14 protein-coding genes and 1 pseudogene are annotated in these 13,169 nt (G+C 37.1%); 5 read left to right on the forward strand and 10 right to left on the reverse strand.

The genetic code is table 11. From position 1 onward, the window contains the following. Positions 1 to 647: 647 nt before the first annotated feature. The 4 genes and pseudogenes from T429_RS0101670 to T429_RS10970 all read left to right on the forward strand — a co-directional run. Positions 648 to 842, forward strand: a complete 195-nt coding sequence (locus tag T429_RS0101670) for a hypothetical protein (protein ID WP_005773869.1) — start codon at positions 648 to 650, stop codon at positions 840 to 842. Positions 843 to 856: 14 nt separating this feature from the next. Beyond that, positions 857 to 1,318 carry an SDR family oxidoreductase gene (locus T429_RS0101675; RefSeq protein ID WP_078674176.1) on the forward strand — a complete coding sequence of 154 codons (462 nt, stop codon included), beginning with the start codon at positions 857 to 859 and terminating at the stop codon, positions 1,316 to 1,318. A gap of 11 nt (positions 1,319 to 1,329) precedes the next feature. Then, on the forward strand, positions 1,330 to 2,262 hold the full coding sequence (locus tag T429_RS0101680; protein WP_005773867.1) for a DMT family transporter: 933 nt from the start codon (positions 1,330 to 1,332) through the stop codon (positions 2,260 to 2,262). 13 nt (positions 2,263 to 2,275) lie between these two features. Next, positions 2,276 to 2,353, forward strand: a pseudogene (locus tag T429_RS10970) (type II toxin-antitoxin system RelE/ParE family toxin); the annotation flags it as partial. A 339-nt stretch (positions 2,354 to 2,692) separates the two neighbouring features. Here T429_RS10970 and T429_RS10975 read toward each other — a convergent pair. The 6 genes from T429_RS10975 to T429_RS10755 form a co-directional block, all read right to left on the reverse strand. Next, positions 2,693 to 2,953 (reverse strand): toxin-activating lysine-acyltransferase, encoded by a 261-nt coding sequence (locus T429_RS10975; RefSeq protein ID WP_244548672.1) that lies wholly within the window; start codon positions 2,951 to 2,953, stop codon positions 2,693 to 2,695. 195 nt (positions 2,954 to 3,148) lie between these two features. Further along, complete coding sequence (locus tag T429_RS0101695) at positions 3,149 to 4,474, reverse strand: HlyD family type I secretion periplasmic adaptor subunit (protein ID WP_005773864.1); 1,326 nt, start codon at positions 4,472 to 4,474, stop codon at positions 3,149 to 3,151. After that, positions 4,464 to 5,027, reverse strand: a complete 564-nt coding sequence (locus tag T429_RS0101700) for an ATP-binding cassette domain-containing protein (RefSeq protein ID WP_005773863.1) — start codon at positions 5,025 to 5,027, stop codon at positions 4,464 to 4,466. Before T429_RS0101700 ends, T429_RS0101695 begins: the two co-directional genes overlap by 11 nt. A gap of 17 nt (positions 5,028 to 5,044) precedes the next feature. Beyond that, positions 5,045 to 5,587: an ABC transporter transmembrane domain-containing protein gene (locus tag T429_RS11160; RefSeq protein WP_005773862.1), complete on the reverse strand. Its 543-nt coding sequence runs from the start codon at positions 5,585 to 5,587 to the stop codon at positions 5,045 to 5,047. Continuing rightward, positions 5,529 to 6,131: an ABC transporter transmembrane domain-containing protein gene (locus T429_RS11165; RefSeq protein ID WP_005773861.1), complete on the reverse strand. Its 603-nt coding sequence runs from the start codon at positions 6,129 to 6,131 to the stop codon at positions 5,529 to 5,531. The genes T429_RS11160 and T429_RS11165 overlap by 59 nt, the downstream gene beginning before the upstream one ends. A 339-nt stretch (positions 6,132 to 6,470) precedes the next feature. Continuing rightward, a complete protein-coding gene (locus T429_RS10755) occupies positions 6,471 to 6,635 on the reverse strand; it encodes a hypothetical protein (RefSeq protein ID WP_154645781.1) in 165 nt (54 codons plus the stop codon). On the opposite strand from T429_RS10755, the gene T429_RS0101715 reads away from it, so the two are divergent. Further along, the gene (locus T429_RS0101715) at positions 6,619 to 7,017 is read left to right on the forward strand and encodes a hypothetical protein (protein WP_005773860.1); all 399 of its coding nucleotides are present in this window, start codon (positions 6,619 to 6,621) and stop codon (positions 7,015 to 7,017) included. The genes T429_RS10755 and T429_RS0101715 overlap by 17 nt on opposite strands. Before the next feature lie 1,145 nt (positions 7,018 to 8,162). On the opposite strand, the gene T429_RS0101720 is transcribed toward T429_RS0101715, so the two are convergent. From T429_RS0101720 to T429_RS0101735, 4 genes are all read right to left on the reverse strand, one after another. Beyond that, positions 8,163 to 8,948, reverse strand: a complete 786-nt coding sequence (locus T429_RS0101720; protein ID WP_005773858.1) for a DUF1499 domain-containing protein — start codon at positions 8,946 to 8,948, stop codon at positions 8,163 to 8,165. Between the two features lie 635 nt (positions 8,949 to 9,583). Then, positions 9,584 to 10,123, reverse strand: coding sequence for a DUF1254 domain-containing protein (locus T429_RS0101725; RefSeq protein WP_005773857.1), 540 nt, complete (start codon positions 10,121 to 10,123; stop codon positions 9,584 to 9,586). Further along, positions 10,116 to 10,712 carry a DUF1214 domain-containing protein gene (locus tag T429_RS0101730; protein ID WP_005775033.1) on the reverse strand — a complete coding sequence of 199 codons (597 nt, stop codon included), beginning with the start codon at positions 10,710 to 10,712 and terminating at the stop codon, positions 10,116 to 10,118. Before T429_RS0101730 ends, T429_RS0101725 begins: the two co-directional genes overlap by 8 nt. Positions 10,713 to 10,729: 17 nt before the next feature. Continuing rightward, complete coding sequence (locus T429_RS0101735) at positions 10,730 to 12,880, reverse strand: transglycosylase domain-containing protein (protein WP_005773854.1); 2,151 nt, start codon at positions 12,878 to 12,880, stop codon at positions 10,730 to 10,732. Positions 12,881 to 13,169: the final 289 nt, after the last annotated feature.

A 13,169-nucleotide genomic window follows, 5' to 3' on the forward strand; every position in this document is an offset into this window, starting at 1 on the left:
TTTTAGTTAAACCGATTGGAGGACTTTACAGCAAAGGAGTACTGCACTCATCTGCTATTACATACCTCTAACTTGAGTTAAAAACAAAGCTCTTCCGTACACCCCAACAAATGGCTTTGTCATGATAGAACTTTACTAGATTAGAGGTAAGTCAGTAGCATCTGTTATAAATTTAACGCTTCGCACTTTCCTCGGTAAATTCAAGCCGCAAAATACTAAATACAACTAAGTCCTATAGCTCAATGCGCACATAATCACGCATGGTGTTTCTACGCTCAACAAGTTACACCTCAGTTCTCTTGCGCAAATACGAATAAGAAGGGTTTAATTTGCTAATTTTAGCTCAGTCTTAAGTACAACGTCTGGAAAGGCTACACGTGCCTGCTGCATCAACGTAATATTAATGCCATAGAAAAATCCCTTACTATCTGCTATAGCTTCATAAGGATTACCTATAATGTAAAAAATGAAAAATAATATAAAATAAATTTACAAAAATGATTGACTAGGATATTAAAGCACGATAACGATTCATGCAATGCAAGTTCGCAAGAGGAGATAAGGTATTGCATTTTAATTGAAGGTTTAGTTTTTAAGGAAAGTAAAAGCCTTATCCAACTAAGGCTCCGTGGGGAGGGGGCCATTACGTGCAAGAACAAACATTTGTAAATTATAAGAAAAATGGTCATAAGGTAGCAAGTGCAGACATCATTGACATAGGACTACCAACCTCCATCGATACGGCAAGCTTATGTAAATTGATTGTTGATATCCGCGATAAAGAAGCCATTGAATCTTCTGTCCATAAGGTTATCTCAGATTTGGTGGTCTTGATGTCTTAGTTAATGTAGCAGGCATTTGTTATAGTGGCGATCCAGAAACAATTGATGCTCAAGAATGTGCTGAAACATTTGATGTGAATATTAAAGGAATGTTCTATATAACAGCTGCTACTTTACCCTATCTAAAAAAGGAAATTCGCGCCGATATTATAAATATTTCATCCATATGGGGTGTAGAATACAATCCTTCTTTAATTTCATATTCTTCTTCTAAATTTGCTGTAGAGGGCTATACTGGTGGGTTGCGCTTATGGGGAATGCCACAAAATATTCGTGTTTGTTCAATCCAAGTTGATAAAGTTAATACGGATTTTCGTCGCAATTTTAAAGGATTCCCAGAGATACCTCCAGAGAATCTTGCCAAAATGCTTCACCCAGATAACATTGCTTCCGCGGTCAACTTTATTCTTTCCTCATCTAATACCGCACAAATTTCTTCTATACGTCTCGATGTTCCACTTTGGTATCAAGTATAAGGATCTATCCAATGAAAATCACGCCCAGAATAGCTCTTGTCTTAACCCTCGTAGGAACCTTTTTTTGGGGTTCCAATTTCCAAGCCACTAAGATAGCTTTAACGACTGTTTCTCCATGGACAGCTTCTTTTGAGCGGTTTCTCATTGCCGTAATCGCCATATTTTTAATTATGATTTTCAAAGAAGGCTTGCGGTGGCATGTTTTATCGCAAAATTTTATTTCTTATATTTTCCTAGGGATTATCGGTGTGGCAGGGTTTAATGGCGCTTTATTCGTTGGCTTGCAAACGTCAAATCCCATAACAGCCTCCCTCATCATGGCGACAACCCCTATTAGTGCTAATATTATTGAAGCTATCATGAATAAATCTTTCCCAACCTGTGAGAGGGTTATAGGGATGCTCATTAGCATGTTCGGGGTCTATTTAGTCATAACAAATGGGAGATTTTTGTCTAACCATGTTTCCTTTGCCAAAGGAGATATTATGATTCTTTTAGGTTCCATTGGTTGGGCGTTCTATACCGTGGGCACGCGGTCATTTGTCAAGAACGCAACCCCGCTTGAAACAACAAGCTGGACGATGCTCTCTGGCACCGTCGCCCTTGGCATCCTAACCTTTTTATTCGAATCCCCTCTTCAAGAAACGATGTCTATGTCCGGCGCTAGTTTATTCGCACTTCTTTGGATAGGGGTTGCAGGATCAGTTTTAGCCTACCTATTTTGGAATATTGGAATAGCGATCCGAGGTCCGGGTAAGACGGCGATATTTTTCAATTTTGTACCTATTTCAGCCTTATTGGTGCAAATCCTGTTCGGCTTCATCCCTCAAATCATGCAAATCATAGGCGTTTTTGTTACGATTTTTGGAGTTCTAATCGGACAAGGCTATATATTCAGCTTACTAGGATCTAGAAAAGCCGTTCCCAATGCGCATGAAGAGTAATATACTTTTTAAGATGAATGGAAATTGGCGTGTTATTTTTCGCTTTATCGGAACAGATGTGGAGCTTGTTGATTATCAAGATTACCATTGATGAAAGGAATGAAAACAAATGACGCATAATCCCGCCCATTCTAGTGAAGTTCTAAAAGTAGCTTTTTTAGAAGAAATGGGGATAACAATACCCCAGCCATCCTTTAATAAAATCAGTTAAGTCGAATTTTTAGGAAGCTTTGAGAGTGAATTGAATCTCTTAACAATTTATTGCTATTGATATCAGTCTGGTAAACTGATAAGTACTCATTTTAGCGCGTTAATTCTCTAATATGCTAAGGTTCTTTTTGATAATTATTGCCAACACAGTCTTTTAAAAGATTCTTTTCTATTAAGAGAGTGAGTGTAAATGATTGAGGCGCACTTAAGTAGATAAAAGCTAGTTGGATGGGTTATAGGAACGCCAGCGAGCAATTTTTCGTATTCCGCCATCTTCATTACGTCGTACAGCATAAAAATAACGCTGATCAGGAAATACATGCCGCTGCATGTCGCGGACAATATGTGCAGTATGGCCATAAGGTGCTACATAATCAATAAACCATACGTATTTTCCAGTCTGCCAGTCAGCATTGGGCAAAAGCTCTCCTTTTTCAAGCATGGATTGATGATTTTTTTCATCTAAAAAAGCCCAAGTGATAAAGGCGCAAAATTCCCCATGCTCATTTTGATAGAGTTTGTATTGCCCAACCCGTAAGGCTGCTTCTCAAGTTTCGTTCGATATCCCAGATTAGCCAACGGCGGTGTAGGGGGGATTGAAGCATTAAAACGACCATAGCTCCTAAAGCCATTATTGGGTTTATGAGTGAGGGTGATGGAGTTTCATTCATACAGATTATCTTTCTTTTAGGGATTGTTCTAAAACTTTGGTAATAGGTTCAAAGAAATAAGAAATGAGACGCCGTTTTGAAGTAATTACATCAGCTGTTACGGTCATGCCAGGGATAAATTTAAGCTCTTGGTGATTAAAAGTGATGTGATCTTGGTCGATTTTGATTAAAACAGCATAAACACCATTAATTTCTTGTTGATGGCGCGCTGTTGCACCTACATTCATAACGGTACCGTAGATAACGCCGTAGCGTTCAGGTGGAAAGGCAGAAAATTTTACGTAAGCACGTTGGCCTTTTTCTAAAAAAACAATATCTCGATTATCAAAAAACGCTTCAACAATGAGCCCCCCTGAACCAGGGACAATACGCATCAGAGTTCTACCCGCTTCTACAAAGCCACCCAAAGTGTGGATACTTAAATCATCAATGCGTCCATCAACAGGGGCGTAAAGTGATAAGTGGTCAAGACGATATTGGCTGCTGTCAAGTTTGGCTTTTAAGCTTTGAAGAGAGAGTTCTGTCTCACGAGAAAGCTGTCGATAGCGGGCGATTTCATCAGAAATAAGGCTTTGTCTTTGTTGACGGAGTGCTTCTATTTCAGCAGCATTTTCTTCCAAGCGTCTTTGATTGGCTAAAATTTCATGTTCCACATTTTTAAAGTCATGTAAACGTTCTAAATAAAGAGAATGGCTGATGACTTTTGTTTCCATCAAGCTTTTGGCTGCTTTGAGCTTTTCTTGGCTTAATTGTTGATCATCTCGTAATCTATCCAATTGTGCGTATTGGACAGCACCGCTTCGTGTAACACGATCAGCTTGGGCTTTCAGTGCTTTTACTTTATCTTGTAGTGATTGAAGGGTCGCATGGATGAGTTTTTCTCCCTCCATTTTTGCTGTTTTGTTGCTAGAGGAAGAGATTTTCAAATAAGCGAGCCCTTTGGTCACAAAATCTTTATCCAAAGGATCTCTTTCACTTAAGGCAGCTAAAATCGCAGCGGCAATTTGCCCTTGAAGGGTCTGTTGAGCGATATCGGCTTGGACACGTGCGCGCTCATTTAAAGCTTCACGCGGATCCAATTGAATAAGGAGGTCCCCTTGATGAACGAATTGCCCTTCTTTTACGAGGATTTTTTCAATGCGTCCTGTATTTTGCGCTTGGACAAGTTGAACATAGGAAGTGGGAATAACTGATCCTTGTCCCCGTGCAACAATCTCTATTTTGGTGATAAAACTACCAATGACAATAAAAAGGAATAAGGCGACCAAAACAGTAACCACCATATGAAGTGTTGGCGATAAAGGGCGCAAATGGGGAGCCTTATCTGCCATTTTTTGCCTCCAGATCAGAGAAATTTAATACGGTTGCATGCTTGGGAAAAAGATCACTTTTGTGGGTAATGACGAGAACAATACGCTCTTGTGAAAGTTTATATAAATGTTCAACGATTTGTGCACTGACCCTGTCATCCAGAGCGGAAGTAGGTTCATCCAAGATAAGAATCTGCGGTTCGATGAGAAAAAAACAAGCCAATGCTAGGCGTTGGCGTTGTCCACCTGATAAAAAGCCACCTTGCTCGCCTACTTGGGTATGAAGCCCTTGCGGCAATTGAGAAATCAAATCATGACAAGCACTTGCATGAAGGGCAGCAACGATTTCATTCTCAGAGGCATTTGGTTTTGCAAGAAGCATATTTTCAAGAATGGTTCCGGAAAAAAGGCAAGGACTTTGAGGAAAATACCCAATTGTTTGGCGCACACTACGGATATCAAAGTTTTGTATAGATTGGTTGTTAATCAATATCTGTCCATTTGTTGGAGGGTAAAGACTACAAAGGAGTTTCGCAAAGGTTGATTTTCCGCAGCCTGAAGGACCAAGCAACATAATGGGTTGCCCAGGCTTTAAACAAATATCAAGATGGTTAACAATAGGTGTTTTTCCATAAGAAAAGCAGATATTTTGGGCTTCAAGTTGAGGGCTTGTGGTGAGTTGAAGGGGGGCTTTTCTTCTTCCCATTCTGAAGGTGCGTTAAGAATATCACCCAAACGAAGACGAGAGATTTTCAAATGCTGCCATTCTTCCCACAGGGAGGCAAGGCTTAAGATAGGACCAGAAACATTGCCAGCGAGAAGATGAAAAGCAACAAGTTGTCCTAGTGTGATTTGATTTTGCAACACTGCCTGAGCACCAAAAAAGATAATAAAAATGGTAAAAATGTCACCAAAAATATGGCTTAAAGCTCCATTTAAAAGATGAAATTTACTGGTCGTAAGACTTTGATCGAGACTGCGGGCTAAAGTTTCTTGCATGCGTATCGTATGAGCAGATTCTTTTACGTGTGCTTTGATGGCTTCAAGATTGGTAAAGCTTTCAATAAGGCGTGATTTATGGGCGGCTTGCAGAGTGGAATGTACGACGTAATTGGCGGCGTAAAAAGGGACCAACCGATGCTAAAGAGCCCATTTGTAAGGGCAAAATGATAAGAACAATAAAGGTAAGTTTCGGACTAATGGAAAAGAGTGCAGCAAGATAAATAATTGCAAACAGAACATTCAGGACAGTTGTGGCGATGGTTCCTGTTAGAAACCCGCGAATTGTATCAACCTCTCCAATACGCGAAAACAGTTCCCCCACTTTCCAATGACGTAACACAGACAAGGAGAGGCTTAAAAGATGGGTGTAAATACGCCGTCCAAATTCTAGCGTAAGCCGATTGGCTAAATAAGTGCCTAGGTAACCTGATAGAGTGCTAAGAGCGGTACTAAAAAGCATGATAGCAACCATCAAGACAACGATAGCATAGAGACTTTCAAGGCGCTGAAAAGGGAGAATGCGGTCAATAATTGCTTGAAAAATAAAAGGATTTACCAAACCCAGCAAACGCAAAACAACAGCAACGCAACTAAGTTCGATGACATAATAAATATATTTCTTTGTTATTCTTGTAAACCAAGAGAAGGCTACAGGTTTTTCTTGTGAATGCTTCATTTGAATTTATGTTTGTTTAAGAGAAAGAGCGATGGATGTAGTATATTTTAACAGTATTGTAAATATTATTATTGCTTAATTGAAATATACAGTTTGTGAGAATATAATATAAATATAATGTATTTATTATTTATATTTATATTTTTTAAATTTATATTTGACATTCTTTAGACAGCATAATAATGATAGTTCCCGCGGTATCATTGTGATGCAGTTTTTTAAATAGATATTGGGAGGATTTAAATAGGGGAGTTCAAGCTCATCACATGATTCAATTAGTAACTCACAACCACACAGTTGGCTTTTTCCAGAAGATGATCATAATACAGACGCTTATGCTCAAGAAGCAGGTAACGGTGGCATTGTAGGATTAGTATTAGGAGGTGGTGCTGGTGCAGCGGGAGGTTCTATTGCTAGACCAGGAGGTGCAGGTGCTGGCTTTCTCGGTGGAGCAGTAAGCGGCGGAATAGGAGGAGCTGGTGATGCCTTGGTAGATAAGTACAATCAATTTCATCCGAATCCGAGCTGTGAAGTAAGCGATTATGTTGAAGCAGCTGCCATAAAGGGAGGGATAGGAGCAGTAGGAGGAGCATTAGGTGGTTCAGTGGCAGGTCCTGTTGGTGCTTTCACTGGAGCAGTAGGCGGGGGATTAACAGGAGCAGCTAACGGTTTTGTAGATAAGTATAATCAATGTCATCCAAATCCGAGCTGTCAAGTAGGCGATTACGTTGAATCAGCTGCTATAAAGGGAGGGATAGGAGCAATAGGAGGTGGAATAGCAGGAGCTTCTGGAGGTCTTGTTGGTGCGCTCGGTGGAGCAGTAGGCGGCGGATTAGAAGGAGCTGTTAGCGGTTTTATAGATAAATACAATCAATGCCCTCCGTAAAATGGAGGAACACTGTTTCTAATTTATTTAGAAAATAACGATAAAGATATTTCTGAGATCAGTGATATTATAAACATCTTTAAAGCTACGGCTAAACTGATTTCAGGGATATTTTTGTGTATGATAACAGATATTTTATTTTGGATTTTTTATTATGTATACTTTTATTAGTTCCTTAGTGACAGCAATTGTATTTGGATTTTCCATGTTTTTTTACAATAGATTTAAAGGTGAGAACTGGAGTATAAAAAGGACAATATTAATAACAATTAGGTTTTTTATATTATATTATTCTGGAATTTTATTAGTTAAATATATAGGAATTTTAAAATAATATAGAATTACGTTATTACATTATTTTAAGAATATAATTATAATGTATTATTCGTAAATTTTTTATAATAAATAATATATTATAATTTAAATTTATGTATTATAATTATAATAGAATTTAAAAATATTACTCGTACTGAATGAGTGTTATTTATTATAGTAAATTAATTTTTTATATATAAAATTATTAATATATATATTTATATATTAAAATAAAATATTTTATCACCTTAAATAAGCTTTATTTCCAATAATTATTTTATATATTTTTAAAGATTTTTTTATGAGTGATATTATTCATATTATTGCAGAGTTATTATCTTATACATGTTCTTTATTTATATTTTTCTATGCAGCGTTTTTACATTATAAATTTAAAGGTTATAGTAATAAAGAAATTTTGAAAAAATGTTGTTAAGCACATTTTTGTTCATTATATTTATTATATTATTGTCTATAACAGTTTTTATTTGTTTACGTTATTTATATGGACAATAATTATTTATATAATAATATTTTGATATAAATATTTTATAATAATTTATTTATTATTTTATATACTATTAATCTTTAAAAAATATTTACTGATTAAAGTTGGAAAGAGAGTTTAATATTATCATCAATATTTCTGTTTTTTATTTGCCGTTTTTAAATCTTTTTAATTATTTCAAGAATGGGTCGTTTTGAGATTATTGTCTTTTGTATAAGGATTGTTAGTTTATAGATTAAAAAAAAGATTATTTTCTTATGTATCATATTCATTGAAAAGTAAGCAATTTTTATGAAATGAAGTGCCTTATCTCTCTTGATTTTTATCCATCATCTTGTGAGAGAGGAAGTGAAGCGATTTCTGTATCAAGGGCATCCATAAAATCGATAATAAAGGCAGCATTGGTTCCTAAATCTTTTGGTAAATAACGAGAAGCAGAGCGCATATCAACAAAGGTGGTATCACCTTCATCAGTTAAGCGGATCACGATGTCTGAAATAAAACCGAGGTAAAAAGTTTTAGCTCTCGTTTCAATATAAATCTCATTTTCTTCGCCTTTAAATTCTCGTTGCGCTACAATAGGCCAATCATACGCAGCCAAAACATTCAGAACGGATTCGCGAATGCGTTCAGGTGCGCCATCATAACGGCGCCCCGACATTTCTGGCCATTGTGACCTTTGTAATGTTTCTTGTTCAAGCAAAACACTTTTGAGTGGTAAAGCATCACTGGGGCGCATTGTGCGAAAAAAAGCCGGTGGTCTTTGTGTATCGGTAGAAACATCGTAAAGAGCAGGTAAGGTAAACCAAAGTCCAAAAAATAATACCAATGGTGTTGCAGTTATGAGTGAATAAAGTATTCCTTTTAAAGCTTTCATTCCCCCCAGAGCTCCATAGACCCACAAACTATGAAGTGCTTTAATAGCGAGAAAAACAGAAATAATCACACAGCCAGTAGAGATACAGGTCAAAATTATAAAGTCGGTTACATGAATGACGGAAAAACGTTGTAAGATGACCGAAAATAATAAAATAAAAAACGCTAATCCTCCAAATCGAGGGGACCATACCGCTGCTCTTGAAATTAACCGAACATATTTCTTCTTCATGAAGTTTTTTCCCTCGACTGTAAACTATAAGCAAAGTTTTTTCAGATGACATATCCTACAAAAGTTTTTGCTCATAAGACAAAAGTAAAGCACTTATTTTTGAGATCAAGGATGCGTGATATTTCATCAATTTTTAGCGATTGTTTTAGGGCTTTCATTGAAGGGAATAAGTGTTTTTTACAGCACTTTGTTCTGTCATTGATTGAATTTTAGGAGAATGTTTGTCAATAAATAGCAATAAACTCAAATAACAAGTTTTATTATTGGTATCAGTATATTTGTTGAGAACTTTACCCTTCTTTTTTTCTCTAGTTGTGTGCAGTTTTTTATCGGATGATGCCTATCAAATATAACATTGTTTAACAGAGATTTCATTCTATCTCATATTTGATAATCAATGGGCTGATTTTTTCTGTATACATCTGTAGGTATACATGTGTGGCGGAGTTGTATTTCAATAAAGGGCTATTGTGAGAGGATTGAAAATACTTTATCGCACTCAATAAAAAATGAGGGATCAAAATCAGACAAATCTAAATTTGAATATTCAATTCATAGAGGAAAAAGATGACTGCTTTGATAGGTTTTGTTTCGTTTTTACTAAAAAGTAAGTTGCTGTAAAAGTGAAGATATTTTTATTCATAAAATATGTGGCAGGTCGCTGATGAAAGAAAAGCTTCACTTTCTTTTTTTGCAATGGAAGAGGGGGCAAAAATACGTAAAATGACAAAACCTTCATTTAAATTTTTAGCAACTAAAACTGAATTAGCATTTATTTTAGGTTTTGACTTTTTGAGTTCTATTATTTGTATGGGTTTTCCAATGATAAGGTCGAGTGTCGCATCAGGGGCTGTTCGGTCATTAAGGCTGTAAAAAATAATTCCGTTGTGTGTGTAGGCTGCCAGTGACCAAAATTGTTGTGTTTTCAAAGCCTTTAAATGAACAGGTCCGTTTTCAAGATTAAATCTGCAGACTTTAAGAAGAAAGAGTGGATCAGCAGATTGTTGAATAGGATTATCGGGAGTAAAATCAACAAATTGATAAGGGGCTCCAGATTTTTTAAGGCTTGTCCATATATTATTTTGTGCCCAAGTGGGGATCAGAAAGAGAAAGCAAATATGAACGATAATAGCGCCAATGATGGCGAGCAGTGCGGTATGAATAAATCTAGTCACAATTTATTTGTCCTGATGGGATTTGTTCTATTGAGGGCATGGTGAGCTTTTTTAATGCCGTTGCTGAGATGATTGAGGTATCGTATAAGGTAAGAATAAGCCCGAATTCTTTTTGACTAACGGTTGCAAGCCAATTGCCAGCTTGCGGTGTAGGTGAAATATGGATACGCAATTCGCCATCATGCTCATAAGTAATAGCGTTCGTGTGGAGTTCAAAAGGTATTTCTTTTGATGAAATATAGGGTTTAAGGGATTTATCAGCTGTATAAAGGGTAAAAAGACGGGTTTCAGGGATGGTGCCTTTGAGCAAATAATGACAGTGAGGGTGGAGTGGACGCCCTTGATTATCTTGCCAAATCTGGAATTGAATACCTTCAGTGCGTCCGAGTGAAACAATGCCTTGTTTGGCAGTGCGGGCGCGGGTGTAAGGATCCATATTGGTGGTACCTACTTGTGGGTACGCACTCCATTTTCCAATTGTAAAGCGTCCAAAATGAGGAAAGGAATTGAGCACATAGTCGACACTCAGTGTTCCACATAAAATGGAAAAAGCGAAGATAAAAAAGAAAATGGTCATATTAAAAAGCATCAGTGAATATTTTGAATTCAAAATGTTGAATCTCCAGTTGTTTTTATTTTTAAAGAGAGTGCAGAGGATTTTTTCAGATCTTTATTAATCAAGCGCACGATGTTCAATGTTTCAGGAGAAAGCGTAGAGGGTATTGGGGAAAAAAATTCAGAATCTGTATGGGAGGAGGGTGTTTGAGGCTGATAAGGAAGCAGAGAATCTTTAACACCGTAGAGCTGTTTGAGCATGATATTTTGGTGTGCAGCGAGCATGATGCGATGCCATATCATGGCAGGAACGCCTCCCCCAAAAGCACGATTCATGGGTGAAAAGTTATCATTTCCCATCCATACTGCGCCAGTATAATTACCCGTAAAGCCCACAAACCAAGCATCGCGATAGGATTGTGATGTTCCAGTTTTTCCAGCAACAAGTGTCATGGGTAGAGCAGCACGCTTACCGGATCCTCGTGTTGTGACGCCCACCATCATTTGGTTTATATAAGCCGCTGATTGACTGCTAAGAACTCGGTGTAGTTTTTTTCCGTTATGCTCGAAATCCCACACTAAATGACCATCGAGTGTTCTGATTTGTGTGAATCCATGACGATTACCAGCTATTCCACCATTCGCAAAGACATTAAAGCCCGTTGCTTGATCCATGGGGGTCATGTTGGAAGTACCAAGAACCATCGTTTTGTGTGATAAAATATGCGCGTTGATCCCCATACTCTTGATAAGATCTATAATGGGTTTTGTATCGCGGTGAAGATATTGATAGGTGAGGTAAACAGGAACTGTGTTAATGGAAAAGGCTAAAGCCGTTGCCAAATCAATTTTTCCCAGATAACGACCAGAATTATTTTTAGGTGTCCATCCTCCCCAATTGATAGGCGCATCTGAAACAATTGTTGAAGGTGAAAGACCGTGTTCCAGTGCGGTTGCGTAAACATAAGGTTTAAATGAAGATCCAGTTTGTCGGCCGCCTTGTGTTGCTCTGTTAAATTGACTCTTCTTATAATCCACTCCTCCAACAATTGCACATACACCACCGTTATTGTCAAGTATAACAGTGGCGGCTTGTGTGACGCGATATTGTTGACCATATTGATGTAAATGATAGGCAATTGATTCTTCTGCTACTTTTTGAAGTTCTGGATCAAGGGTTGTTTGAATAATTAAACGATGACTTGGAAGTTGATCACGCATTTTTTTGACTTCCTCGAATGCCCAATCAAGAAAATAGTCAGGCTGATTATTGTCTATTTGGGGAAGGGCCCTAGCAGGATGGCGATGTGCGTTGATAATTTGGCTCTCCGTCATGAAGCCACTGTTAACAAGATTAGAAAGGACGACATTGGCACGTGTTTGAGCTGCAAAGAGATGACTATGAGGAGCGTATTTGGTTGGGGCTTTAAAGAGCCCTGCTAACATTGCCGATTCATTTAAAGAAATATGACGTATATTTTTTCCAAAATAAAATTTTGCTGCTGCTGCAATACCAAAATTATTTCCTCCCATATAGGCACGGTCAAGATAAAGTTGCAAAATCTGTTTTTTGCTAAAATTTGCCTCTAACCAAAGAGCAAGATAAGCTTCTTTGATTTTACGTGTTATTGTGCGCTCGTTTGTTAAGAATAAATTTTTAGCCAATTGTTGTGTGAGCGTTGAACCACCTTGCACCACACCTTTAGCGTGCATATTTTGTGAAATTGCCCGTGTAAGCCCTTGAAAATCAATGCCCCAATGATCGAAAAAACGACGATCTTCTGTAGCGAGAACTGCTTTAATAACGGTGTCAGGCATTTCTTCAACGGGGACAGAGATCGCCGGCAGTGCACCACGATGACCAATGGAATTTCCATAGCGATCGAGAAAAAGAATGGAAAAATTTTGTGGAGAAGACCAATCTGTTTTGGTTAGTTCAAAAACAGAAATGCCAAAAATGGTAAAAAGAGTAAAGCCTATCAACCCTAATGTGAGTATTTCATCAAAAACTTCAATGATAAAGCGTTTCCATCCTTGAAGATGAAAATTTTGTGAGATGATTTTTGCCTTATTCCAAAAAAAACTGTTTGCAGAACGAATGCGATAAAGCGCTGTATCTAATCGTGCATCTAATTCGATGAGAGAAGGACTGTGAAATGGCTTATGCTGTTGTCCTTTCTTTTTTTTAAAAAATTTAAACATTTAAAAAGAGCCTATGGCAAAGCAATAAAACCAAACAAATCTATAAAATTTATATGGAGTAGAAGTATTTTTTTTCTATAGTGCTAAAGAGAAAGAGTTTACTGGAGAATTATTCATTTTTTGTAAGATTGTGTATTAATCTTTTATTATTTTATCCAATAAACTTTATTGTCATGATTAAAAATATTTTATTTTGAGTTTTTAAAAATTTGGAGTAATATTAATACGTTATTCTGTAAGACAGAGGATAAATTATTTTTCATTTTTGGTTTTTAAATTGACCTGAAAA

The sequence above is a fragment of the Bartonella elizabethae F9251 = ATCC 49927 genome (genome assembly GCF_000518165.1).
Classification (GTDB): Bacteria; Pseudomonadota; Alphaproteobacteria; order Rhizobiales; family Rhizobiaceae; genus Bartonella; species Bartonella elizabethae.